Source organism: Pseudomonas canadensis (assembly GCF_000503215.1).
Taxonomy (GTDB): domain Bacteria; phylum Pseudomonadota; class Gammaproteobacteria; order Pseudomonadales; family Pseudomonadaceae; genus Aquipseudomonas; species Aquipseudomonas canadensis.
Genome location: NZ_AYTD01000004.1, coordinates 15,726 through 37,295 on the forward strand (window position 1 = coordinate 15,726; position 21,570 = coordinate 37,295).

The 21,570-nt window shown below is 60.1% G+C and carries 27 protein-coding genes; 15 read left to right on the forward strand and 12 right to left on the reverse strand.

Annotation, left to right across the window (positions count from 1 at the left end; translation table 11 throughout):
* The 3 genes from U367_RS0102755 (at position 1) to U367_RS0102765 (ending at position 2,000) form a co-directional block, all read left to right on the forward strand.
* Positions 1-606 carry an arylesterase gene (locus U367_RS0102755; RefSeq protein ID WP_028615635.1) on the forward strand — a complete coding sequence of 202 codons (606 nt, stop codon included), beginning with the start codon at positions 1-3 and terminating at the stop codon, positions 604-606.
* Positions 607-664: 58 nt separating this feature from the next.
* Positions 665-958 carry a hypothetical protein gene (locus U367_RS0102760; RefSeq protein WP_010211879.1) on the forward strand — a complete coding sequence of 98 codons (294 nt, stop codon included), beginning with the start codon at positions 665-667 and terminating at the stop codon, positions 956-958.
* A gap of 73 nt (positions 959-1,031) precedes the next feature.
* A complete protein-coding gene (locus tag U367_RS0102765) occupies positions 1,032-2,000 on the forward strand; it encodes a L,D-transpeptidase family protein (RefSeq protein WP_028615636.1) in 969 nt (322 codons plus the stop codon).
* Positions 2,001-2,122: 122 nt separating this feature from the next.
* On the opposite strand, the gene oprI is transcribed toward U367_RS0102765, so the two are convergent.
* Complete coding sequence (oprI, locus tag U367_RS0102770) at positions 2,123-2,374, reverse strand: outer membrane lipoprotei OprI (protein ID WP_003172710.1); 252 nt, start codon at positions 2,372-2,374, stop codon at positions 2,123-2,125.
* A gap of 613 nt (positions 2,375-2,987) precedes the next feature.
* On the opposite strand from oprI, the gene U367_RS0102775 reads away from it, so the two are divergent.
* Entirely contained in the window at positions 2,988-3,269 is a 282-nt protein-coding gene (locus U367_RS0102775) for a GNAT family N-acetyltransferase (protein WP_003189869.1), read from the forward strand.
* 64 nt (positions 3,270-3,333) lie between these two features.
* Here U367_RS0102775 and U367_RS0102780 read toward each other — a convergent pair whose 3' ends face one another.
* Positions 3,334-4,410 (reverse strand): 3-deoxy-7-phosphoheptulonate synthase, encoded by a 1,077-nt coding sequence (locus U367_RS0102780; protein WP_016975370.1) that lies wholly within the window; start codon positions 4,408-4,410, stop codon positions 3,334-3,336.
* 131 nt (positions 4,411-4,541) lie between these two features.
* The gene (locus tag U367_RS0102785; RefSeq protein WP_028615637.1) at positions 4,542-4,976 is read right to left on the reverse strand and encodes a PilZ domain-containing protein; all 435 of its coding nucleotides are present in this window, start codon (positions 4,974-4,976) and stop codon (positions 4,542-4,544) included.
* Between U367_RS0102785 and U367_RS0102790 the strand changes: the two genes are divergently transcribed.
* The 5 genes from U367_RS0102790 to cysB all read left to right on the forward strand — a co-directional run bounded on the left by U367_RS0102790 (position 4,975) and on the right by cysB (position 8,884).
* Positions 4,975-5,361 carry a YbbN family protein gene (locus tag U367_RS0102790; protein WP_028615638.1) on the forward strand — a complete coding sequence of 129 codons (387 nt, stop codon included), beginning with the start codon at positions 4,975-4,977 and terminating at the stop codon, positions 5,359-5,361. The two genes, U367_RS0102785 and U367_RS0102790, sit on opposite strands and share 2 nt — an antisense overlap.
* Complete coding sequence (locus U367_RS0102795) at positions 5,358-6,311, forward strand: putative 2-dehydropantoate 2-reductase (protein ID WP_028615639.1); 954 nt, start codon at positions 5,358-5,360, stop codon at positions 6,309-6,311. Before U367_RS0102790 ends, U367_RS0102795 begins: the two co-directional genes overlap by 4 nt.
* Before the next feature lie 17 nt (positions 6,312-6,328).
* Positions 6,329-7,234, forward strand: coding sequence for a 5'-nucleotidase (locus U367_RS0102800; RefSeq protein ID WP_028615640.1), 906 nt, complete (start codon positions 6,329-6,331; stop codon positions 7,232-7,234).
* Positions 7,235-7,305: 71 nt separating this feature from the next.
* The gene (locus tag U367_RS0102805; protein ID WP_028615641.1) at positions 7,306-7,806 is read left to right on the forward strand and encodes a universal stress protein; all 501 of its coding nucleotides are present in this window, start codon (positions 7,306-7,308) and stop codon (positions 7,804-7,806) included.
* Positions 7,807-7,909: 103 nt separating this feature from the next.
* Positions 7,910-8,884 (forward strand): HTH-type transcriptional regulator CysB, encoded by a 975-nt coding sequence (gene cysB, locus U367_RS0102810; protein ID WP_028615642.1) that lies wholly within the window; start codon positions 7,910-7,912, stop codon positions 8,882-8,884.
* 23 nt (positions 8,885-8,907) lie between these two features.
* Here the strand turns inward: cysB and U367_RS0102815 are convergent, their stop codons facing one another.
* Together U367_RS0102815 and U367_RS0102820 are read right to left on the reverse strand one after the other, a co-directional pair.
* Positions 8,908-9,390 carry a GreA/GreB family elongation factor gene (locus tag U367_RS0102815; protein WP_028615643.1) on the reverse strand — a complete coding sequence of 161 codons (483 nt, stop codon included), beginning with the start codon at positions 9,388-9,390 and terminating at the stop codon, positions 8,908-8,910.
* A gap of 6 nt (positions 9,391-9,396) precedes the next feature.
* Positions 9,397-9,765, reverse strand: coding sequence for a hypothetical protein (locus U367_RS0102820; RefSeq protein WP_028615644.1), 369 nt, complete (start codon positions 9,763-9,765; stop codon positions 9,397-9,399).
* Positions 9,766-9,897: 132 nt separating this feature from the next.
* On the opposite strand from U367_RS0102820, the gene earP reads away from it, so the two are divergent.
* Both earP and U367_RS0102830 read left to right on the forward strand, forming a co-directional pair.
* Positions 9,898-11,031, forward strand: coding sequence for an elongation factor P maturation arginine rhamnosyltransferase EarP (gene earP / locus U367_RS0102825; RefSeq protein ID WP_028615645.1), 1,134 nt, complete (start codon positions 9,898-9,900; stop codon positions 11,029-11,031).
* A 49-nt stretch (positions 11,032-11,080) separates the two neighbouring features.
* Positions 11,081-11,653, forward strand: coding sequence for an elongation factor P (locus tag U367_RS0102830; RefSeq protein ID WP_028615646.1), 573 nt, complete (start codon positions 11,081-11,083; stop codon positions 11,651-11,653).
* A 65-nt stretch (positions 11,654-11,718) separates the two neighbouring features.
* Here U367_RS0102830 and U367_RS0102835 read toward each other — a convergent pair whose 3' ends face one another.
* The 4 genes from U367_RS0102835 to U367_RS0102850 all read right to left on the reverse strand — a co-directional run bounded on the left by U367_RS0102835 (position 11,719) and on the right by U367_RS0102850 (position 14,841).
* The gene (locus U367_RS0102835) at positions 11,719-12,735 is read right to left on the reverse strand and encodes an alpha/beta hydrolase (protein WP_028615647.1); all 1,017 of its coding nucleotides are present in this window, start codon (positions 12,733-12,735) and stop codon (positions 11,719-11,721) included.
* Positions 12,736-12,763: 28 nt separating this feature from the next.
* Complete coding sequence (locus U367_RS0102840; protein WP_010176159.1) at positions 12,764-13,183, reverse strand: organic hydroperoxide resistance protein; 420 nt, start codon at positions 13,181-13,183, stop codon at positions 12,764-12,766.
* Between the two features lie 174 nt (positions 13,184-13,357).
* Positions 13,358-13,810, reverse strand: coding sequence for a MarR family winged helix-turn-helix transcriptional regulator (locus tag U367_RS0102845; RefSeq protein ID WP_028615648.1), 453 nt, complete (start codon positions 13,808-13,810; stop codon positions 13,358-13,360).
* Positions 13,811-13,890: 80 nt separating this feature from the next.
* Positions 13,891-14,841 carry a LysR family transcriptional regulator gene (locus U367_RS0102850; RefSeq protein WP_028615649.1) on the reverse strand — a complete coding sequence of 317 codons (951 nt, stop codon included), beginning with the start codon at positions 14,839-14,841 and terminating at the stop codon, positions 13,891-13,893.
* 109 nt (positions 14,842-14,950) lie between these two features.
* Here U367_RS0102850 and U367_RS0102855 point away from each other — a divergent pair, with 109 nt between their 5' ends.
* Entirely contained in the window at positions 14,951-15,700 is a 750-nt protein-coding gene (locus U367_RS0102855) for a sulfite exporter TauE/SafE family protein (protein ID WP_028615650.1), read from the forward strand.
* Here the strand turns inward: U367_RS0102855 and U367_RS0102860 are convergent.
* A complete protein-coding gene (locus tag U367_RS0102860; protein WP_032864125.1) occupies positions 15,690-16,571 on the reverse strand; it encodes a LysR family transcriptional regulator in 882 nt (293 codons plus the stop codon). The two genes, U367_RS0102855 and U367_RS0102860, sit on opposite strands and share 11 nt — an antisense overlap.
* A gap of 70 nt (positions 16,572-16,641) precedes the next feature.
* Between U367_RS0102860 and U367_RS0102865 the strand changes: the two genes are divergently transcribed.
* Positions 16,642-16,848, forward strand: coding sequence for a DUF1127 domain-containing protein (locus U367_RS0102865; protein WP_028615652.1), 207 nt, complete (start codon positions 16,642-16,644; stop codon positions 16,846-16,848).
* Between the two features lie 45 nt (positions 16,849-16,893).
* On the forward strand, positions 16,894-18,108 hold the full coding sequence (locus U367_RS0102870; RefSeq protein ID WP_028615653.1) for a winged helix-turn-helix domain-containing protein: 1,215 nt from the start codon (positions 16,894-16,896) through the stop codon (positions 18,106-18,108).
* 165 nt (positions 18,109-18,273) lie between these two features.
* Here U367_RS0102870 and U367_RS0102875 read toward each other — a convergent pair whose 3' ends face one another.
* The gene (locus U367_RS0102875; protein ID WP_016975387.1) at positions 18,274-19,620 is read right to left on the reverse strand and encodes a class II 3-deoxy-7-phosphoheptulonate synthase; all 1,347 of its coding nucleotides are present in this window, start codon (positions 19,618-19,620) and stop codon (positions 18,274-18,276) included.
* Positions 19,621-19,744: 124 nt separating this feature from the next.
* Here U367_RS0102875 and U367_RS0102880 point away from each other — a divergent pair, with 124 nt between their 5' ends.
* Positions 19,745-20,500, forward strand: coding sequence for a spermidine synthase (locus U367_RS0102880; protein WP_028615654.1), 756 nt, complete (start codon positions 19,745-19,747; stop codon positions 20,498-20,500).
* A gap of 35 nt (positions 20,501-20,535) precedes the next feature.
* Here the strand turns inward: U367_RS0102880 and U367_RS0102885 are convergent, their stop codons facing one another.
* Entirely contained in the window at positions 20,536-21,327 is a 792-nt protein-coding gene (locus tag U367_RS0102885; RefSeq protein ID WP_028615655.1) for a crotonase/enoyl-CoA hydratase family protein, read from the reverse strand.
* Positions 21,328-21,570: the final 243 nt, after the last annotated feature.

Here is a 21,570-nt window from a genome sequence, read left to right on the forward strand (position 1 = left end):
ATGCGAATGTGGTTTTTGAGTGCTGGCCTGGCCTTGATGTGCATGGCCCAGAACGCAGCGGCGGGTACAGTCCTGATCGTTGGCGATAGTATCAGTGCCGGTTTCGGCCTGGATACCAGCAAAGGGTGGGTTGCCCTGTTGCAGCAACGGCTCAAGCAGGAAGGTTTCGACGATAAAGTGGTCAATGCTTCCATCAGTGGCGATACCAGTGCCGGAGGCCTGGCGCGGCTGCCGGCGGCGCTTGCAGAGCATAAACCGGACGTGGTGGTGATCGAGTTGGGCGGTAACGATGGCCTGCGCGGGCAGCCGCCTGCGCAATTGCAACAAAATCTTGCGTCGATGATTGACCAGTCCAAGGCCGGTGGGGCGAAGGTGTTGTTGTTGGGGATGCAGTTGCCACCCAATTATGGCCCGCGATACACCACTGCATTTGCCGAAGTCTATGGTGTGCTGGCCAAGGAAAAAAACGTTCCACTGGTGCCGTTTTTTCTGGATGGCGTGGGTGGCCACCCGGACCTGATGCAGGCCGATCAACTGCACCCGGCGGTCGGCGCTCAGGGCAAGTTGCTGGAAAATGTCTGGCCGACGCTAAAACCGCTGCTATGACGCTTTTCTACCGGCAGGCTTTCGGCTAAGGTGGCGCCCCCCCGATTTGGAGCCCCTGATGTCGCGTCCTGCCTGGTCCCTGTTTAACTACCAACTGATCGAGCCGGACGAGCAGCTGGATCTGTTCGCCTGCCAGGAAGTGCGGGTGCATCTGGTGGCGCGTCAACTGGAACTGGGCGGCTCCATTGATCGCACACTGTGCGGCACATTATTGCCTGCGCAACCGCGTTGGTCGCGGGTCGATCGTTCGATCTTCCAGGACCAGCGCCTGTGCCCTTTGTGCCGCGCCATCCTGGAGTCCCAGAAGCGGGGCACGCCGCCGATCTGGCCGGAGCTGCGTTTCGAGTTGTAGGGGGCAGCTAGAAGCGCGCTTCACGTATACAATCGATGTTTACCTACCCGTCGTTCTGCGAAGGATTTACCGGATGTTGTCGCGCCTTTCCGTCGTCACCTGCTGCCTGTCTCTCGCTGCACTCTGTGTGGCCGGTTCTGCGTCAGCCCTGCAGTTGCCCTTGCCACCACCAGGTGAAGACATCGTCGGCCAGGTCCAGGTGATCAAGGCCAAGTACGAAGACACCTTTGCCGACCTGGGCACCGCCTATGACCTGGGTTACTCGGAGATGGTCGCGGCCAACCCAGGCGTGGATGCCTGGTTGCCGGGAGCGGGCACCGAGATCGTATTGCCGACGCGCTTCATCCTGCCGCCGGGCCCGCGCGAAGGCATTGTGATCAACCTGGCGGAATATCGACTCTATTACTTCCCCAAGGGCCAGAACGTGGTCTACACGTTCCCGCTGGGGATCGGTCGTGAAGGCTGGGGTTCGCCCATCGCCCACACCAGCATCATTGCCAAGACCCCCAACCCGACCTGGACGCCGCCTGCGTCGATCAAGGCTGAGCACGCCGCCAACGGCGACCCGCTGCCCAACGTGGTGCCGGCCGGTCCGGACAACCCGCTGGGCCCGTTCAAGTTCACCCTGGGTACGCCGGGTTACCTGATCCACGGTTCCAACATGAAATTTGGTATCGGCACGCGTACAAGCCACGGCTGCTTCCGCATGTTCAACAACAACGTGCTGGAGATGGCGGGCATGGTGCCGGTGGGGACGTCGGTGCGCATCATCAACGACGCCTATAAGTTCGGTCGCAGTGGCGGCAAGGTCTACCTTGAAGCGCATACGCCGTTGAATGATGACGGGACGCCGTCGGTGGTCGACAAACACACCGCCGTCATCAACGCTTTGCTCAAGCGTGAAGACTTGGCCAACCAATTGCGCGTGAACTGGGACCAGGTGCGTGACGTGGTTGCGGCGGAAGACGGCTTGCCGACGGAAATCGGCGTGCCTGGCGCAGCCTCGGTGGCCGCCAGTGCGCCGATCGATCTGCAGCAGTAACGCTGTTTGATCAACAGCCCGCTACGGCGGGCTTTTTATTGCCCGCGATTCGGGCACAAACCCCAGGCAATAAAAAAGCCGACCCATAAATGGATCGGCTTGATAACAACCCCGAAGGATTATTACTTGCGGCTAGCTTTTTCAAGCATACGCAGAGCGCGCTCGTTAGCTTCGTCAGCAGTCTGTTGTGCTTTTTGAGCAGCAGCCAGAGCTTCATCAGCTTTACGGTAGGCTTCGTCTGCACGGGCCTGGGAGCGAGCTGCTGCGTCTTCAGTTGCAGTCAGACGAGCTTCGGTTTCTTTGGAGACGCTGCTGCAACCGGTAGCCAGAACTGCGGCCAGAGCCAGAGCAGAGAATTTCAGAACGTTGTTCATCGTGTTCCCCTTCAAGGACTTTCTATTAGATGGCTAGTTCGCCCAGAGTGAGCCAATAGCCGGCGTACATACTACCCATTACTTGTAGTAAGTAAACTGACGTAGCGCAAGAAGCAAAAAAAATTCTCGCGCCGAATCTATTTTGGCTAATCTTTTGGAGGTTTGTATAAAAACCGTCCAATTTTTTTCAAACAGGCAAGAATTGGATCCAGGCTGAAAGGGCCGGCCCGCATGTGTTAAGCCTTGTAAACAGATGAAAATTTATATATCCACGCTGACACTTTCGTTCAGCCTGGCTTTGCGTTGCCCAGCATCTTTTACGCATGTAGAGGTGACTTTAAGAGCGCCTGTTCGTCTTAAGGTTCAACTGCCGGCAATGTTCAGGCTTTCGATCCCAGGTTGATCGGAGCCCTTTCTATATCCACCAGCGGTAGGGGATGACGAGTGCGCCTTGAGCAATTGCAGGATTGGTGCCTACTATTCCCTACGTGCTGGTTGTAAGCGCTCAGGGTTTTCTCGTTGTCGAAACCGGCACGGGGTGGCGTAGATGTTCCTTCGCCGGAAAAACATCGGTAAGGTAGGGGTCAGAAACCAAGACCCGCGAGGAGTAGTGATGAGCGAGGCGTTGTCCATCCACCATGACCAGGCTGGTCATCAGTTCGAGACCAATGTGGACGGTCATCGTGCCTATCTGACCTATATGGACCTCGGCAAACAGACCCTGGATATCTATCGGACCTTCGTGCCTAACGCACTGCGGGGCCGGGGGATTGCGGCGGCACTGACCGAGGAAGCCTTGAAGTTCGCCGAAGAGGCTGGCTACACGGTGATCCCGTCCTGCTCCTATGTCGAACGCTACATGGAGCGCCATCAGCGCCATGCAGCGAAGCTGTAAACCGTAAACAACACCATGAAAAACGCCGGGCTTAGCCCGGCGTTTTTGTGTGCGCAGTTTAAAGTCAGGTGCGTTTGCGTTTAGGCAGAACGTCCTTGAGCTTGGCATGCATGCTGCGCAGCGTGTTTTCGGTGGCGGCCCAGTCGATGCAGGCATCGGTGATCGACACGCCATACTGCAAGTCGGCCAGGTCTTTAGGAATCGCCTGGCAGCCCCAGTTCAGATGGCTCTCGACCATCAGGCCGATGATCGACTGGTTGCCTTCCAGGATCTGGTTGGCGACGTTCTCCATCACCAGCGGCTGCAGGGCCGGGTCCTTGTTGGAGTTGGCGTGGCTGCAATCGACCATGATGTTCGGCTTGATCTTGGCCTTGTTCAGTGCCTGTTCGCACAGCGCAACGCTGACCGAGTCATAGTTGGGCTTGCCGTTGCCGCCGCGCAGCACCACGTGACCGTAGGCGTTGCCCTTGGTGGTGACGATGGACACGCCACCTTCCTGGTTGATACCCAGGAAACGGTGCGGGCTGGAGACCGATTGCAGCGCGTTGATCGCCACGGTGAGGCCACCGTCGGTGCCGTTCTTGAAGCCCACTGCCGAAGACAGGCCGGAAGCCATTTCACGGTGAGTCTGGGATTCAGTGGTGCGTGCGCCGATGGCCGACCAACTGATCAGGTCCTGCAGGTACTGCGGGGAGATCGGGTCCAGGGCTTCGGTGGCGGTGGGCAGGCCCATCTCGGCCAGGTCCAGCAGCAACTGACGACCGATGTGCAAGCCGTCCTGGATCTTGAACGAGTCGTCCAGGTACGGGTCGTTGATCAAGCCTTTCCAGCCGACGGTGGTGCGTGGTTTTTCAAAATAGACGCGCATCACCAGGTAGAGGGTGTCGGACACTTCCGCCGCCAGCACTTTGAGGCGCTCGGCGTACTCGTGGGCAGCCTTGAGGTCGTGGATCGAGCAAGGCCCGATGACGACAAACAGGCGGTGGTCGGTGCCGTCGAGAATGTCACGGATGACTTCGCGGCCCTTGGTGACGGTCTGCAGGGCAGCGTCGCTCAGAGGGATCTCGCGCTTGAGCTGATCGGGCGTGATCAGAGTCTCGTTGGATTCGACGTTTAGGTCATTGATCGGTAAATCAGCCATCGTGTTACTCGTCAGGGTCACGGGTGCCGGCCGCCAGCCATCCCCGTGCGGCGGAGCACAGCATGATTTGAATGCAGGGGGGAGGAACCTTAGCGCGTAACACGGGCCCGCGACAATGGGCAAAGCCCGCTTTAATCCAGCGCTGGCGCCACAAAGGCCTCATGGGAGAACTCGCTGGCATGGCGCGATACCCACTCGCGGGCCAAGGCTTCGAGTTGCTGGGGAGTGGGTTTGGCGTCTTCGTGCTGGCGGCAGTAGCGCTCTATCCGGCATGCTTGTTCACCCATGCGTGCACCAAACAGCGCATGTTCATCGGTAAACGAGACACCCACACGGTAGCCGTTCTCCACCTTGCGGCACCATGCCACGTAGCCCGGATAACGCGCGCTGGCGCCGAGGGAGGGAATATGCAGATCAACCGCCGTGCCTTCGCGCCAGGCACGTGGCCAATGGCAAGCGATGCCGCCCAAACCGGCCGTGTGCAGGCGTTGGCGGGGGATGGCAGGAGAGGGACGTTGGATTAACTCGACAGCGACATCATCAGGGTGAGGTAAAAAACGACCCATGTACACGGACTCCGAGCACCGTCCAATTGACGGCGGTGGCAGCAGTATAGTGAAGGAACTGGAATTGACCGACCTGGATATTGACCAGCAATTGCTGGGATTGCCAGGTATTTCGCTGGTTGTGTTTACAAGCCATGGGTGTTCCAGTTGCCGGTGGGCGCGCCAGCAGTTGCCGGGGTGGCCGTTGCCAGTGGACCGGGTGTGTTGGGTGGACGCCGGGCATAACGGTGGGGCGGTCGAACGCTACCAGATCTTTCATTTGCCGGCGCTGTTCGTGGTGTGCGAGGGTCAATTCCTTGGGCAATTACAGACGCGTCTTACACCTACCCATCTAAACGACTCCATCCATCAAGCGCTTACCCGCACTCCAGAGGATCTGCCATGACCGCACAAGCCCCCCGCATTGGCATCATCGGCACCGGCGCCATCGGTGGTTTTTATGGATTGATGCTGGCGCGTGCCGGTTTCGATGTGCACTTCCTGTTGCGCAGTGAATACGCGGCGGTCAGCGAGCACGGCCTGCAACTGAATAGCACGGTGCATGGCCCTTTGCACCTGCACCCGGTGCAGGCATATGCCCGCGCCGCCGATATGCCGTCGTGCGACTGGTTGCTGGTGGGCACCAAGTCCACCGGCAATGTCGACCTCGCCCCCACCATCGCCCAAGTGGCGGTGCCGGACGCCAAGGTGGTGCTGCTGCAAAACGGCCTCGATGTCGAAGACAGTCTGCGTGAACACCTGCCAGCGTCGCTGCACCTGCTTGGCGGCCTGTGCTACATCGGCGTGCACCGCTCTGACCCCGGCGTGATCGAGCACCAGGCGTTAGGCCGGGTCAACCTGGGTTATCACAGCGGCACGGCGGCCAATCATGAGGATGCGCAAAAGGCGATTGTCGAAGCCGGGGCAGCGCTGTTTCACGCGGCCGGCATCGAGTCCCAGGCCATGGCCAATGTGCATCAGGCCCGTTGGCACAAACTGGTGTGGAACGTGCCCTACAACGGCCTCTCCGTGTTGCTCGGGACAGGCACCACGGCGATGATGGCTGACGAATCCAGCCGCGAGCTGATCCAGGCGCTGATGGCTGAAGTGGTTCAGGGCGCTCACGCCTGCGGCCATGAAATCCCCAAGAGTTACGCCGAGCAGATGTTCACCATGACCGAAACCATGGACGACTACCTGCCGAGCATGTATCACGACCACGTGCACAAGCGCCCGCTTGAACTGGAGGCGATCTACGCAAGGCCACTCGCTGCCGCCAAGGCTGCAGGTTGCGAACTGCCGCGGATGCAGGCGCTGTACCAGGCCTTGAGTTTCATTGATCGGCATAACCGCTGAGTCGGGGGGGACACATTATGGCAAAGGGTTTGGGCGACAAACTGGTGCTGGCGATTTCATCGAGGGCACTTTTCGATTTGAGTGAAAGCCACAAGGTCTACCTGGCCGAAGGGGTCGAGACCTACCGCCAGTACCAGATCGAACACGAGGAGGAAATCCTCGAGCCCGGTGACGCCTTCCCGCTGGTCAAGAAGCTGCTCAGCCTCAATGCCAGCCTCGGCCGTGCCCGGGTCGAAGTAGTGCTGGTGTCGCGCAACAGCGCGGACACCGGCCTGCGCGTGTTCAATTCAATCCAGCATTACGACCTGGACATTTCCCGCGCCGCTTTCGTAGGCGGGCGTAGTCCTTATCCTTATCTGGCGGCGTTTGGCTGTCATCTGTTTCTCTCGACCCATGCTGAAGATGTGCGCAGTGCCCTCGATGCCGGGTTTGCGGCGGCGACGATTCTGTCCGGCGGCCCGAACCGCGCCTCCAGCGAAGAACTGCGCATTGCCTTCGACGGCGACGCGGTGTTGTTTTCCGATGAGTCCGAACGGGTCTATCAGGCTGGCGGACTGGAAGCATTCCAGGCCAATGAACGGGAGTCGGCGCGCCAGCCTTTGCATGGCGGCCCTTTCAAAGGTTTCCTGGCAGCGCTCAACCTGTTGCAGCGCGAGTTTGCGGACGAAGCCTGTCCGATCCGCACCGCGCTGGTCACGGCCCGTTCCGCGCCGTCCCATGAGCGGGTGATTCGCACCTTGCGCGAGTGGGATATCCGCCTGGACGAATCGTTGTTCCTCGGTGGCCTGGAAAAATCCGCATTTTTGGAAGCCTTCGCCGCCGATGTGTTTTTTGATGACCAGGCCGGGCATTGCGAGAAGGCCATGGAGTTCGTCGCCACCGGGCATGTTCCCCATGGCATCAGTAATGAGGTGAAGTGCTAAGTCAGTCGAAGTCAGCAAGGCACTGCTAAGCTGATTTCATCTCCGCCATCCTGGCAGTTCCAGGGGGTTCTATGATCCGTTCGATGCTGTACGCCACAGACCTCGGTCTGTACGCGCCTTATGTGATGCAACATGCGCTGGCGCTGGCCCGAACGTTCAAGGCGGACCTGTATGTGATCCATGTGGTCGAGCCCATTGGGCTGTTCGCCGAATCGGTGCTACAGAGCTACCTTGATGAGAAGGCCCTGAATGAGTGGCAGAGCCAGGGGCTGACCACGGTGATGGCGACGATCGAGCAACGGGTGCTGGACAGTTTTCGCGAGGAGTTGGGGGAAGGCGAGCAAGACCTGAAGTTGATTCGCTCGGTACGGGTGATCCAGGGGGATCCGTGCGAGGTGATTCTCGACCAACTGCGCAAACTTTCCGTGGACCTGTTGATCGTCGGCAGTCATAGCCATGCAACCGCAGCGGCTACCCCGTTGGGGCGCACCGCTGCACGGGTGCTGCAGCTGTCTACGGTGCCGGTTTACCTGGTGCCTTCATTGCAACGTCGCCGCAGTGATGACGTGTGATGGGTGAAAACGATAAAAAGTTCTAGATTTATCCATCGAACCTTTAATATAGTTATATACCGTCGCTGATACCCGTGGCGTCTATCTGCTTTGAGGGACACATATGAAGCTTCAACAACTGCGCTACATCTGGGAAGTGGCGCACCACGACCTCAACGTTTCCGCTACCGCTCAAAGCCTGTACACCTCGCAACCCGGTATCAGCAAGCAGATTCGCCTGCTCGAAGACGAGCTGGGCGTCGAAGTGTTCGCGCGCAGCGGCAAGCACCTGACCCGCGTCACCCCGGCCGGTGAGCGCATTATCACCACCGCTGGCGAGATCCTGCGCAAAGTCGAAAGCATCAAGCAGATCGCCCAGGAATTCTCCAACGAGAAGAAAGGCACCCTGTCCATCGCTACCACCCACACCCAGGCGCGTTATGCATTGCCGCCGGTGATCCGCGATTTCATCAAGCAGTACCCGGATGTGGCGCTGCACATGCACCAGGGCTCGCCGATGCAGATCGCCGAGATGGCCGCTGATGGCACTGTCGATTTCGCCATCGCCACCGAGGCCTTGGAGCTGTTCGGTGATCTGGTGATGATGCCGTGCTATCGCTGGAACCGTTGCGTGGTCGTGCCTCAAGGTCATCCGTTGGCCAAGCTGCCGAAGTTGACCCTGGAAGCCTTGGCTGAATACCCGATCGTGACTTATGTGTTCGGTTTCACTGGCCGCTCCAAGCTCGACGAAGCCTTCAGCCATCGCGGCCTTACGCCTAAAGTGGTGTTCACTGCGGCCGACGCCGACGTGATCAAGACTTACGTGCGCCTGGGTCTGGGCGTGGGTATCGTCGCCAAAATGGCGGTCGACACGGTGCTCGACAAAGATCTGGTGGTGCTGGATGCCAGCGAACTGTTCGAGTCCAGCGTGACCAAGATCGGTTTCCGTCGTGGCACCTTCCTGCGTGGATTCATGTGCGATTTCATCGAGAAATTTGCGCCGCACCTGACCCGTGAAGTCATGGCCAAGGCGATCCAGTGCCACAACAAGCAGGAACTGGAAGCGTTGTTTGATGGCGTTGAGCTGCCCGTTCATTAAGTGAATGAATGCGCTCCTACAGGTTATTTGGCGTCGGTAACCGTGAAGTGTTGCCGAGCGCCCGCCACCAGAATCTCCACCTCATCGCCTTCGAACTTGCCCAGCAGGCTTTTGCCCAGCGGCGAGCGCGGGGTGATGACGGTGACCGGTTGCCCGACCACATCCACTTTCAAACCTGCCGCATCTGGCGCCAAAAACAGCCATTGCTGGCGACCGTTCTCGTCTTCCAGCCCCAGTAGCGCGCCAATTTCTATACCGCGTTGATCATCAAAGGCCCGCAGCTGCATGCTCTGGCATAACGCCAACGCCTGCTTGATCTCCTCCACGCGTTTGGCTTGCCCCGCCGCCAGGTAGGAAGCCTCCAACCCCAGGGTGTCGTATTTGTTCTCCGCGATGTTTTCTTCGTGGGTCGCGGTTTCGTAAGCGGTCTGCGCTGCGCGTTGGGCAATATCGAGATCGAGGGCGAGCTTCTCTAATACAAGCTGGTGTACGGCATGTTTATTCATTGGTCATCAATCGCAGAATTGCAGGACATTGGCCCGGGTCTTTTCGTTGGGGGCGTTCTGGTCCTGTTGCAGCCAGAACTGGCATTTGGGGTTGGACAGGTTGCGCGCATTGTTGCGGGCCTGGTCCAGGGTTTGCTGCTGTTCCTGCTTCTGCAGGTTCTGCTGGTACTGCTCGAACATGCGGTTTGGCGGTTCAGGTGCCACCACCGCAGGCTTGCCCAATTGCTGCACGGCCTGGGCCACCGGCGCCAGGCTTTGCGGGAACAGGTAGCGCGAGGCCAGCCAAGCCGTCAGCGCGAGGGCGATAAACCCCAGCCACACGCCAAACGCGATAGCAGCGCTTAGCTTGAACAGCGATAACGGACGATCGGACATGATGGCCTCCTGGCGGGCATAAACGGCGTGGCGGCGATTGTCGCACAGCCACCGTGCAGAATAATCGCGATCAAGCCTTCTGCATCCGCGCATTTATGCGGACAATCGAGCCTTTGAGCATTGGAGCCCGGAATGAAAGCCCGCTGGGATATTTTTTGTAGCGTCGTCGACAACTACGGCGATATCGGCGTGACCTGGCGCCTGGCTCGGCAGTTGGTGGCGGAGCACGCCTGCGATGTGTGCTTGTGGGTCGATGACCTGCGGGCATTCGAGCGCATGTGCCCGCAAATCGATGTGCAGCAAGACCTGCAATGGCAGGAAGGCGTCGAAGTGCGCCACTGGCCCGCCAAGTGGGTGAAGGTGCCAGCAGCCGACGTAGTGATTGCCGCGTTCGCCTGTCAGTTGCCGCCCGACTATATGGAAGCCATGGCCGAGCGCGAACGTGTGCCGTTGTGGATGAACCTGGATTACCTGAGTGCCGAAGACTGGGTGGTGGGCTGTCATCGACTGCCGTCGGTGAAATTCAAGGGCGTGCAGAAGTACTTCTTCTTTCCTGGGTTCCGACCCGGCACCGGCGGCCTGTTGCGTGAGGCGGGATTGCTGGAGCGGCGTAGGGCGTTTCAGCAGGATGCCGGCGCGCAGCGAGACTTCCTGCAAGCCTTGGGCATAGTTCCCGCACTGGATGCGCGGCTGATCTCACTTTTCGCCTACGAAAACGCGGGGCTCGCCAGTTGGCTGGATGTGTTATCGACGGACGGGTGTGCCACTCATCTGTTGGTCCCCGAGGGACGTATCCTGGGCGACGTGCAGCGCTGGCTCGGTGTGGACCGGCTGGTCGCAGGGGATATCCAGCAACGCGGATCGCTGACGGTGCAGGTCATCGCTTTCGTGCGCCAGGAACAATACGACCGCTTGCTGTGGTGCTGCGACTTCAATGCCGTGCGCGGCGAAGACTCGTTCGTGCGTGCCCAATGGGCCGGGCGTCCGCTGCTCTGGCACATTTACCGACAGGACGAAGACATCCATCTCGACAAACTCGATGCCTTCCTGGAGCTGTACACCGCCGACTTGTCTCCAGCGGCAAGCGCTGCTTTGATCGGTCTCTGGCAGGCCTGGAACACGGAGGGCGACATGGCCCAACCGTGGAAAATGCTGCTGGAACACTGGCCGGAAGTGAATCTGCACGCCGAAGCATGGTGTCTGGAACAGGGTTTGCAGGCCGATCTTGCGACGGCGCTGGTGCAGTTTTATGAAAGTTGGATATGATACGCCACCTTGAATTTTGTAAATCCCATCCAAATTTCGGATATATGCAATGAAAACTGGTAAAGAACTGAAACCCGGTACAGTGATCCGTCTCGAAAACGACCCTTGGCTGGTTCAGAAAGCTGAGTTCACCAAGTCTGGTCGTAACAGCGCAATCATGAAGACCAAGCTGAAGAACCTGCTGACCGGTTACAAGACCGAGATCGTATACAGCGCCGATGACAAGCTGGACGACGTGATCCTCGACCGCAAAGAAGCGACCCTGTCCTTCATCAGCGGCGACACCTACACGTTCATGGACACCACCGACTACACCATGTACGAGCTGAACGCTGAAGACATCGAAGCCGTTCTGCCGTTCATCGAAGAAGGCATGGAAGACGTCTGCGAAGCTATTTTCTTCGAAGAGCGCCTGGTTTCCGTAGAGCTGCCGACCACCATCGTGCGTAAAGTGGCCTACACCGAAGGTTCCGCTCGCGGCGACACTTCGGGCAAAGTCATGAAGCCTGCCAAGCTGGCTAACGGCACCGAGCTGCAAGTCGCTGACTTCATCGAAATCGACGACCTGATCGAGATCGACACCCGCGAAGGCGGTTCGTACAAAGGTCGCGCCAAGAAGTAATTCTGGCCCTGCCGATACGAAAAAAAGCCCGACCTTGAGTCGGGCTTTTTCGTGGGCGTTACGTTTTACTTCAGGTGTTGCTTCAATTCATCCGAGGCCTGGAGCAGTGCCGAACGCACCGCTGGGACTTGGCTGACCACGTTGAGCAAACCGTAGTCGTGGATCATGCCGTTGTAGCGCACGGCGGTCACCGGCACACCGGCGGCGTCCAGCTTGCGGGCGTAGGCTTCGCCCTCATCACGCAGCACGTCGGCGCCGGCGGTCTGGATCAGGGCGGGCGGCAGGCCCTTCAACTGATCAATGCTGGCCCGCAGCGGCGAGGCGTAGATCTCGGCGCGTTGCTTGGCGTCGGTGGTGTAGTTGTCCCAGAACCACTTCATCATGTTGCGGGTGAGGAAGTGACCTTCGGCATATTGGTTGTAGGAACCGGTGTCGAAGTTGGCGTCGGTCACTGGCCATAACAGCACTTGGAACTTGATGGCCGGGGTGCCCTTGTCCTTGGCCATCAGGCTGACCACCGCTGCCATATTGCCGCCGACACTGTTGCCCGCGACCGCTAGGCGCTTGCCATCGACGTTAATCTCTTGGCCATGCTCGGCCACCCATTTTGTGGCGCCGTAGGCCTGGTTGATCGCCACCGGATAATGCGCTTCCGGCGAAGGCGTGTAATTGACGAACACCGCCACCGCCCCCGAACCCACGACCAGGTCCCGCACCAGGCGTTCATGCGTCGGGTAATCCCCCAGCACCCAGCCGCCGCCGTGGAAGAACATGAACACAGGTAAGGTGCCCTTGACCCCGGCCGGACGCACGATGGTCAGGTCCAGCGGCTTGCCATCGACCTGGATGGTCTTCTGGCTCACATCTGCGGCTGGCAAGGTCAGCTTCACACCCGCCTGGGCGCCGGTCAGAACAGCACGGGCGTCCTTGGGCGTCAGTTGTTCCATCGGTTTGCCGGTGCCGGCGTTCAACACATCCAGAAAGGCTTGGGTGTTGTGTTCAACTTCACCTGGCGCCGCAAAGGCGTGGGTGACGGACAGGGCGAGCAGGGTGCCGGTGAGTGCTTTACCAATTGTGTTCATTGCGTTCTCCAGGGGCGGCCGAGGTCATTTAGACAGTCACGTGCAGGCGTACATCGACGTTGCCACGGGTGGCGTTGGAGTACGGGCAGACTTGGTGAGCGGCGTCGACCAGGCTTTGCGCGTCGTCTTGAGCCAGGCCGGGCAGGCTGATGTGCAGGTCAATATCCAGGCCGAAACCACCGGGGATCTGGCCGATGCCGACGTGGGCAGTGATCGAGGCGTCATCCGGGATTTTGCGTTTGGTCTGGCTGGCGACGAATTTCAGAGCGCCGATGAAGCAAGCCGAGTAGCCGGCAGCGAACAGTTGTTCAGGGTTGGTGGCCTGGCCACCGGCACCGCCCAGTTCTTTGGGGGTGGAGAGCTTGACGTCGAGGATGTTGTCGCTGGAAACAGCACGACCATCACGGCCGCCGGTGGCGGTAGCTACTGCGGTATAGAGCGTTTGCATGGTGTTTTCCTTTTTGGTTATTAGCGCTAAATGTTTGCGCGCTAAGTAGTTGGTGAGGCGAATGTATAGCGCTAATGTTTTGCGCGCAAGATAAATTTATAGAAATATTCTGAGGCGGGGACGAACGGTCATTTTCTGCGGGCGCTGCGGACGCGACGCCCTTGATGGGAGAGGTTAAATGTTGCCTTGCAGGTTGGCGCGCAAGGCAATCAGGTCGCCCTGCAACTTGCGCAATTGCTCCAGCTCCAGGCCGCTGGCGCCGAGTATGCACTGGGGTATGCCCATGGCCTTGTCCTGCAGGGCGCGGCCGGCGTCGGTCAATTCCACGACCACCACGCGTTCATCTTCGCGGCTGCGGGTGCGACTGAGCAGGCCTTCAGCTTCCAGGCGCTTGAGTAGCGGCGTGAGCGAACCCGGATCGGTCAGCAGGCGACTGCTGATTTCGCCGACAGTCAAACCATCCTCTTCCCACAGCACCATCATGGCCAGGTACTGCGGGTAGGTCAGGCCGAGTGCTTGCAGCAGTGGCTTATAGACCTTGGTCATCAGCAGCGAGGTGGAGTGCAGGGCGAAGCACAGCTGGTTGTCCAGCATCAGGGATTCGCACGGGTCGGGATTTTTGCTCATGGCGGTGCCTCCGGAAAACGTATCTGTGCTGGAATCTAGCGGGCAAATCTTTAATGCGCCAGATAATTCTGTCCGAGCGGTCAGACCAAGCCACTTTGCAAGGCCAGGTCCCAGGGCGGCACGGGGCTGAAACGGGTTTTGAGGTATTCCAGCAACAAGCGGCTGCGTGCGTTGGGTTGCTGTTCCAGGCGCAGCGCATAGATCCCGGTGGTTTCCGGGCTAGGCAGGCCATTTTCGCAAAACAGTGGTAGCAATTCGCCGCGCACCAGGTATTCACTGGCCAGCCACGTGGGCAGGTGGGCAATGCCCAGTCCGGCCAGGGCGCCGGACAGCAAGGCTTCGGCGTTGTTGGCACTCATGCGGATGCGACGTGGACGATAGGTCGCGCGGCGCCCATCCAGCTCGAAGCGCCAGGCGAACGTGGGCGCCAGGCCATCCCAGTCCAGCCCGTCGTGCTCGCTCAGCTCCCGAGGGTGGTTTGGCGTGCCACGGCTTTTCAGGTAGGCCGGGCTGGCACAGGCGATACGCACGATGCTCGCCAGGGGCGTGGCGATCAGCCGCGTGTCGACGAGATGCCCGGCACGCAGCACCAGATCAACCTTGCCCAGGTGTGCGCCTTGCATGTCCACAAAGCTGTCGATCAGATGCAGGTGCACGTCCAGCCCGGGGTACACATTCAGGAAGTCGGCAATCACTGGCGCCAGGTGCCGTCGACCAAATGCTGCCGGCGCATCCACCCGAATCAGGCCCTCCGGGGCATGGCTCAAAGACACCGCCTCGGCTCGCGCCAACTGCAATTCGCTGACGATCCGCCGCGCCCGCTCGGCAAAGGCCAAACCCGCCGGGGTCGCCACCACCGCGTGGGTGCTGCGCTGGAACAAGCGGCTGCCCACCGAGCTTTCCAGGCTGTCGATACGCCGCGCCACGGCAGAGGGCGTCAACGGATGACGGCGTGCGGCAGCGGAAAAACTGCCGGTTTCCAGCACGTCGAGAAACAGGCTCAGTTGATCAGTCAGGGTATTCGGGTTCATCGAAAGATCGCTTATGCGAGATTGGCACAACCATTGTGCGTTGCTGTGCGTTTCCGTGCCAGCGTCGACTGCGTAGCATGCAATTCCTGGGATTGTGGAGTGACAAGCGGTGTTGGATTTAGCGATGTACCTGGTATTGGGCGCTGCCCTCGGCACGGTGGGCGGCCTGTTTGGCATTGGCGGCGGGCTGATCGCGATCCCGGTGCTGGGCGTGTTGTTCGGCCTGGATCAGCAGTTGGCCCAGGGCACGGCGCTGGTGATGGTGGTGCCTAACGTAATGCTGGCGCTGTGGCGCTACCACCAACGCAACCGTATCGAACTACGCCATGCGCTGCCGTTGGGCGTCATGGGATTTAGTTTCGCCTGGCTCGGGTCGATCTGGGCGGTAGGCCTGGACGCTGGCGCGATGCGCATTGGTTTTATTGTCTTCCTGATGACGCTTTCGGCCTACAACCTGGTGCGCATGTTCACCCGCAATGCGCCACCAACGGCGCAGATGCGTTACTCCTGGCCATGGCTCGGGGTGCTGGGGGCGGCGTCCGGCTCCATGGGCGGTCTGTTCGGTGTGGGCGGCGCAGTGGTTGCTACGCCCGTGCTGACCAGTGTGTTCGGTACTACTCAAGTGGTTGCCCAAGGCCTGTCCCTGGCCCTGGCGTTGCCGAGTACCGGCGTGACACTGGTGACCTACGCTTGGCACCAGGAAGTGGATTGGATGATCGGCGTGCCCTTGGCCGTCGGTGGTCTGCTCAGTATCAGTTGGGGCGTGAAAGTCGCCCATGCCCTGCCAGAGCGCGTACTGCGCGGCCTGTTCTGCGGCTTCTTGGTGGTGTGCGCGGTGATGCTGACCTTTAAAGTCTGAAACCTTCGATGATGTAGTCCGCCAGGCAATCGGTGATGGGCGAATTCATCCGCGTGTTACGCAGCAAATGCAGATTCATTGACGGCAATGGCGGGAAACCCTCGTCGCGGCCGAGTATGCGCAGGTCATCGGTCACCAGGCTCTCCATGCTGACCATCACCGCCAGGCCCGCATTGACCACGGCCTGGATCGCCGACACGTTGGAGCTGTGGTAGGCCAGGCGGTAATCGCGCCCGGCCGCGTCCAGTGCCGAGCGGGCCCACTGGGTGTACAGGCAGTCGGCGCCGGACATCGCCAGGGGCAGCGAGTCGTGCTCATCGCTGCAGAAGCACGGCGCTGCCGCCCACACCATGCGCTCGGTGCGCAACAGTTCACCCATCTCATTGCCAGGCTCGCGGCTGACAACGGTCAGTGCCAAATCCCGGCGCTGCATCAAAACCGTGGACGCCTCGCAGTGCATCTCGATCTGGATCAGCGGGTACGCCTTGGAAAACTGCTTGAGGATGCCCGGCAGGAACCGCATCACGTAGTCGTCTGGTGTACCGATGCGCACCAATCCCACCATGTGCGGCTCACGCAGGGTATTGAACACCTCGCTGTGCAGTTTCAAGATGCGCCGCGCATACCCCAACAACACCTGGCCTTCGGGTGTCAGCCGAACCTGCCGGCCATCGCGCTCGAACAGCTTGCGCTGCAATACGTCTTCCTCCAGGCGCTTCATCTGCATGCTCACCGCCGACTGGGTGCGGTTTACGAGTTCGCCAGCGCGGGTGAAACCGCCTTGGTCGGCGATGGCGACGAAGGTGCGCAGGACTTCAGTGTCGATGCTCGGGAAGCTGGACAATTGATCAATCTCTGAGATGTATTGCATAAGAAACATTCGTTGGATTGATCTTAAGCCCAGGCACACACTTGCGCCATCCCCACTGGAGGGCGAGAAGATGAAAGGTCAAAGAGGTTTTGTGTTGATGGCGAAACGTCCGTTTGCCGGGCTGGTTCACAAGATTGTCCGGTGGCAGGCGCTGCATGAGGAGCGCCAGATGCTGGCGACCTTGAGTGATGATGCGCTCAAGGATATCGGCCTCAGCCGCGGCGATGTCGAGCACGAGCGCCACCTGCATTTCTGGCAGGATCCGCTGCGAAAATGATCGCGGATGCAGTAGGGTAGTCGGCGAGCCCACACGGAGAGCCCCATGCCCGCCGATCTGTCTTTTTCACTCAAGCAAGCTCGACGCATGGCGCTGGCGGCCCAGGGATTTTCCGGGCGCCAGGCGCCGGCACTGATCAAGGCTGTGCACCTCAACCGCATGATCGAACGCCTAGGGGTGTTGCAGATCGATTCGGTCAATGCCGTGGTACGTTCCCATTACCTGCCGCTGTTTTCCCGCTTGGGCAACTACTCCCCGTCGATCCTTGAGCAGGCCGCCTGGAGCCAGGGTCGACGGCGTTCGCTGTTTGAGTATTGGGGGCATGAAGCCTCTTTGCTGCCGATGGCGTTGTACCCGTTGATGCGCTGGCGTATGCAGCGGGCGCAGCAGGGGCAGGGCATCTATTCGCAAATGGCGCGTTTTGGCCGTGAGCAGCAAGCCACCATTCAGCGGGTGTTGCAGACGGTCGAGCAGCAAGGCGCATTGGGGGCTGGCAGTTTGTCGACCCGTGAGGAGCGCGCCGGTCCGTGGTGGGATTGGAGCGATGAAAAACATGCACTGGAATGGCTGTTTGCCGCCGGCTTGGTGACGGTCGCCGGCCGACGCGGTTTTGAACGGCTCTACGACTTGCCGGAGCGGGTCATCCCCAGCGATATCCTTCAAACCGCTGTGACTGAAGCCCAAGCCCAGCGTGGTTTGTTGCTGCACAGCGCCACCGCGTTGGGCGTGGGGACTGAAAAAGACCTGCGCGACTACTTCCGCCTCGATCCGGCCGACAGCCGCATTCGTCTTGCCGAACTGGTGGAGGACGGTCAACTGCGGGTTTGCCAAGTGCAAGGCTGGAAACAGCTGGCTTACTGCCTGCCCGATCCGAAAGTGCCGCGCAAAGTGCCGGCCAGTGCGTTGCTGTCGCCGTTCGATTCGTTGGTCTGGGAGCGCAGCCGTACTGAGCGACTGTTCGATTTCCGCTACCGCCTCGAGATCTACACCCCACAAGACAAGCGGGTGTACGGCTACTACGTGCTGCCGTTTCTGCACAACGAGCGGATTGCTGCGCGTGTGGACCTGCGCGCCGAACGCGCCAATGGGCGCCTCGCGGTGCACGCCGTGCATGAGGAGGAACCGGGATTGGATGATGAGGGGATGGCGGCGCTGGCGTCGAACCTGTTGCAAATGGCCGACTGGCTTGGACTGGAACAGGTCCAGCTCAATTGCCAGCGGCCAAGTGCCGACCGGTTGCGGGTGGCAATGTTGTTGTGAGCGGGCTTTTTGTGGTGAGCGGGCTTGCCCCGCGCTGGGCTGCGAAGCAGCCCCAGTAAGACCACTAAATTTCTTCAGATAGAATCACAGTGACTGGTTTGGGGCCGCTGCGCAGCCCAGCGCGGGGCAAGCCCGCTCACCACAAGAGGCCCGTTCGCTCAAAGGTCAGCGCTTGACTTGCTTTAGTGTCTCGGCAATCAGAAACGCCAATTCCAGCGACTGATCGGCATTCATCCGAGGATCGCAGTGGGTGTGATACCGATCCGACAAGCCATCTTCGGTGATCGGTCGCGCGCCGCCGATGCATTCGGTGACGTTCTGCCCGGTCATCTCGATATGGATCCCGCCGGCATATGTGCCCTCGGCCTGATGCACCTGGAAGAAATCCTTCACTTCACCCAGGATCTGCGCAAAGTCGCGAGTCTTGTAGCCGCTGCTGGCCTTGATGGTGTTGCCGTGCATCGGGTCGGAACTCCATAGCACCTGCTTGCCTTCGCGCTGCACGGCACGGATCAAGCCTGGCAAATGATCACCGACCTTGCCCGCACCCATGCGCGCAATGAGGTTGAGGCGGCCAGGGTCGTTGTCCGGGTTGAGGATGTCGATCAGGCGGATCAGGTCATCCGGGTTCATGCTCGGGCCGACCTTGACCCCGATCGGGTTGTTTACTCCGCGCAGGAACTCGACGTGGGCACCGTCCAGTTGGCGGGTGCGGTCGCCGATCCAGAGCATGTGCGCCGAGCAATCGTAGTAATCGTTGGTCAGGCTGTCGCGGCGCACAAAGGCTTGCTCGTAGTTGAGCAGCAGCGCTTCGTGAGCGGTGAAGAAGCTGGTTTCGCGCAGTTGCGGCGAGCTGTCCATGCCGCAGGCGCGCATGAAGGCCAGGGTTTCGTCGATACGGTCGGCCAGTTGGCTGTACTTCTCGGCCAGCGCGGAGTTGGCGATGAAATCCAGGTTCCATTTGTGCACCTGGTGCAGGTCGGCAAAACCGCCTTGGGCAAAGGCGCGCAGCAGGTTGAGGGTGGCGGTGGACTGGTGGTAGGACTGCAACAGGCGGTCCGGGTCCGGCACACGGCTTTTTTCGTCGAAACCAATACCGTTGACGATGTCGCCACGGTAGGCGGGCAGGGTGATGCCGTCGATGGTTTCATCGTTGGCCGAGCGCGGCTTGGCGAACTGGCCCGCCATGCGCCCGACTTTCACCACCGGGCAGCCGGCGGCAAAGGTCATCACGATCGCCATCTGCAGCAGCACCTTGAAGGTGTCGCGGATCTTCGCCGCAGAGAACTCGGCAAAGCTCTCGGCGCAATCGCCGCCTTGCAGCAGGAACGCACGGCCCTGGGTCACTTCGGCAAACTGACGACGCAACTCGCGGGCTTCCCCGGCAAACACCAGTGGCGGATAGCTGGCCAGGTTCTGCTCCACTTGCAACAAGTGCGCAGCGTCCGGGTACTGGGGTTGTTGCTGGATCGGCAGGGCGCGCCAGCTGTCGGGGCTCCAGGGTTGGCTCATCATGAACTCGATTGGCTGATTGACGGTGGGGCGCCAATGTTATCAGCAATTAGTGCGTGACCTGTTGCCGCCGGTTGGCCGACAATCGCGCTTTTGCCGTGCGGTAAACCCTTTAGGAGTAGTGATGACCGAGGAGCGTGTCGAGCGCCTGCTGGCTGAAGTCCATGATGACTTCGGCATGATCCGTGTGCTCGAAGTGGCCGATTACCGTTTTCTCGAGTTCGGCGATGCCATCGAGCAAAGCTGTGTGTTCACTGCTGACCCGAGCTGGCTGGAGTACGACTACACCCGTGCCATGCTGATCGGCGCGTTGTGCCATGAACAGCCGGAAAGCGCGCTGTTCCTCGGCTTGGGGGCGGGCACGTTGACCCAGGCGTGCCTGAAGTTCCTGCCGTTGGAAGACGTGGAAGCCATCGAGTTGCGCCCCGACGTGCCGCGCCTGGCTATCGAGTACCTGGGGCTGGACGACGACCCGCGTTTGTACATCCGCATTGGCGATGCCCTGCAATTGCTCGACAGTGCCGAATCGGCCGACCTGATCTTCGTTGACCTCTACACCGACGTCGGTCCCGGCGTCGGGCACCTGGCCTGGACCTTCCTGGAAAGCTGCCAGAAAAAACTCAACCCCGGTGGCTGGCTGGTGATCAACCAGTGGGCCACCGATGATGGCAAGCCTTTGGGCGCCGCGTTGTTACGTGGCTTGTATCACCGGCATTACTGGGAACTGCCGGTGAAGGAGGGCAATGTGATTTTGCTGGTGCCGTCGGAGCTGGATCAGGCGCTGGACCTGGGGTCGCTGTCCGCTCGCGCTGAAGCCTTGGCACCGCGCCTTGGGTATTCGTTGCAACCGCTGATCAAGGCGATTCGGCCGGCGACTTAGTCGCCTGTCACGACGATGGCGTTGGTACTGCCAACTCAAATACCTTTGAATACGCCGGGCCGCTTCTCGATCATCGCCCGCACGCCTTCCTTGGCATCTTCGCTGTTGAGCAGTTTATCCACCATCGGCGGCAACGCCGCTGCCGCCACGGTTTCGCCTTCCATCCGCGCCAACCGCGCCGACATCAACGTGGCTTGAACGCCCAGCGGCGCCTGGCGGGCGATGCGGTTGGCCAGTTCGACGGCACGGGGCAGCAGGTCTTCGCTGGCCATTACTTCCTGCACCAGGCCCAGGCGCAGGGCGTCATGGGCGTCGAATTCATCGCCGGTCAGCAGCCAGCGCATCGCGTTGCCCCAGCCGGCAATCTGATGAAAGCGCAGCGTCGCGCCGCCAAACGGAAAGATCCCACGCTGTACTTCCATCTGCGCAAAACGCGTGTTGCTGGCGCAGAGGTTGATGTCCGCGGCCAGCATCAGCTCTATCCCGATGGTCAGGCAGTAACCCTGGGCCGCGACGATCACCGGTTTGCTCACGCGCGGGCCGGCAAATACGCCCCAGGGATCGCAACCTCCCAACGGCGGCTGCCAGCCACCGGCCATCACACCGCTGACATTGGCCAGGTCGAGCCCGGCGGTGAAGTGATCGCCATGGGCAAACACCACCGCGACCCGCGCGTCGGTATTTCGATCAAATTCGCCATACGCCAGGCTCAGCTCATTGAGCAGGTCCAGGTCGAACGCGTTGCGTTTGGCGACCCGGTCCAGACCCAAAAGCAAGACATGACCCTGGAGTTCACGGCTGACGCGGCTGCTACTGACTTGATTCATCGGGTGTGCCCTCGGGCGCGGGAAAAGGTTTCGGACCAAAGGTCTGAGATGTCAGGTGAACCGTTTAAGCGTTATGACCAGCAGGGCCGGGCCTTTGAAAAATAGACCTTGCCGGTGTTATCTGCAAAGACTGTGACACAGCGCGGTTTATCGGTTCTTTCCGATAAAAAAAGCTCCCTTTTTCAGCTATTTCCGGTATAGTGCGCGCCGGCCTTTAACCGGGCCGCGTTTAGGTAGCGCAAT

Bases quoted from the DNA above. Each gene is read 5' to 3' on its own strand.
- U367_RS0102755 (WP_028615635.1), top strand. From the start codon at position 1: ATGCGAATGTGGTTTTTGAGTGCTGGCCTGGCCTTGATGTGCATGGCC.
- U367_RS0102760 (WP_010211879.1), top strand. From the start codon at position 665: ATGTCGCGTCCTGCCTGGTCCCTGTTTAACTACCAACTGATCGAGCCG.
- U367_RS0102765 (WP_028615636.1), top strand. From the start codon at position 1,032: ATGTTGTCGCGCCTTTCCGTCGTCACCTGCTGCCTGTCTCTCGCTGCA.
- oprI (WP_003172710.1), bottom strand. From the start codon at position 2,374: ATGAACAACGTTCTGAAATTCTCTGCTCTGGCTCTGGCCGCAGTTCTG.
- U367_RS0102775 (WP_003189869.1), top strand. From the start codon at position 2,988: ATGAGCGAGGCGTTGTCCATCCACCATGACCAGGCTGGTCATCAGTTC.
- U367_RS0102780 (WP_016975370.1), bottom strand. From the start codon at position 4,410: ATGGCTGATTTACCGATCAATGACCTAAACGTCGAATCCAACGAGACT.
- U367_RS0102790 (WP_028615638.1), top strand. From the start codon at position 4,975: ATGTACACGGACTCCGAGCACCGTCCAATTGACGGCGGTGGCAGCAGT.
- U367_RS0102785 (WP_028615637.1), bottom strand. From the start codon at position 4,976: ATGGGTCGTTTTTTACCTCACCCTGATGATGTCGCTGTCGAGTTAATC.
- U367_RS0102795 (WP_028615639.1), top strand. From the start codon at position 5,358: ATGACCGCACAAGCCCCCCGCATTGGCATCATCGGCACCGGCGCCATC.
- U367_RS0102800 (WP_028615640.1), top strand. From the start codon at position 6,329: ATGGCAAAGGGTTTGGGCGACAAACTGGTGCTGGCGATTTCATCGAGG.
- U367_RS0102805 (WP_028615641.1), top strand. From the start codon at position 7,306: ATGATCCGTTCGATGCTGTACGCCACAGACCTCGGTCTGTACGCGCCT.
- cysB (WP_028615642.1), top strand. From the start codon at position 7,910: ATGAAGCTTCAACAACTGCGCTACATCTGGGAAGTGGCGCACCACGAC.
- U367_RS0102815 (WP_028615643.1), bottom strand. From the start codon at position 9,390: ATGAATAAACATGCCGTACACCAGCTTGTATTAGAGAAGCTCGCCCTC.
- U367_RS0102820 (WP_028615644.1), bottom strand. From the start codon at position 9,765: ATGTCCGATCGTCCGTTATCGCTGTTCAAGCTAAGCGCTGCTATCGCG.
- earP (WP_028615645.1), top strand. From the start codon at position 9,898: ATGAAAGCCCGCTGGGATATTTTTTGTAGCGTCGTCGACAACTACGGC.
- U367_RS0102830 (WP_028615646.1), top strand. From the start codon at position 11,081: ATGAAAACTGGTAAAGAACTGAAACCCGGTACAGTGATCCGTCTCGAA.
- U367_RS0102835 (WP_028615647.1), bottom strand. From the start codon at position 12,735: ATGAACACAATTGGTAAAGCACTCACCGGCACCCTGCTCGCCCTGTCC.
- U367_RS0102840 (WP_010176159.1), bottom strand. From the start codon at position 13,183: ATGCAAACGCTCTATACCGCAGTAGCTACCGCCACCGGCGGCCGTGAT.
- U367_RS0102845 (WP_028615648.1), bottom strand. From the start codon at position 13,810: ATGAGCAAAAATCCCGACCCGTGCGAATCCCTGATGCTGGACAACCAG.
- U367_RS0102850 (WP_028615649.1), bottom strand. From the start codon at position 14,841: ATGAACCCGAATACCCTGACTGATCAACTGAGCCTGTTTCTCGACGTG.
- U367_RS0102860 (WP_032864125.1), bottom strand. From the start codon at position 16,571: ATGCAATACATCTCAGAGATTGATCAATTGTCCAGCTTCCCGAGCATC.
- U367_RS0102865 (WP_028615652.1), top strand. From the start codon at position 16,642: ATGAAAGGTCAAAGAGGTTTTGTGTTGATGGCGAAACGTCCGTTTGCC.
- U367_RS0102870 (WP_028615653.1), top strand. From the start codon at position 16,894: ATGCCCGCCGATCTGTCTTTTTCACTCAAGCAAGCTCGACGCATGGCG.
- U367_RS0102875 (WP_016975387.1), bottom strand. From the start codon at position 19,620: ATGAGCCAACCCTGGAGCCCCGACAGCTGGCGCGCCCTGCCGATCCAG.
- U367_RS0102880 (WP_028615654.1), top strand. From the start codon at position 19,745: ATGACCGAGGAGCGTGTCGAGCGCCTGCTGGCTGAAGTCCATGATGAC.
- U367_RS0102885 (WP_028615655.1), bottom strand. From the start codon at position 21,327: ATGAATCAAGTCAGTAGCAGCCGCGTCAGCCGTGAACTCCAGGGTCAT.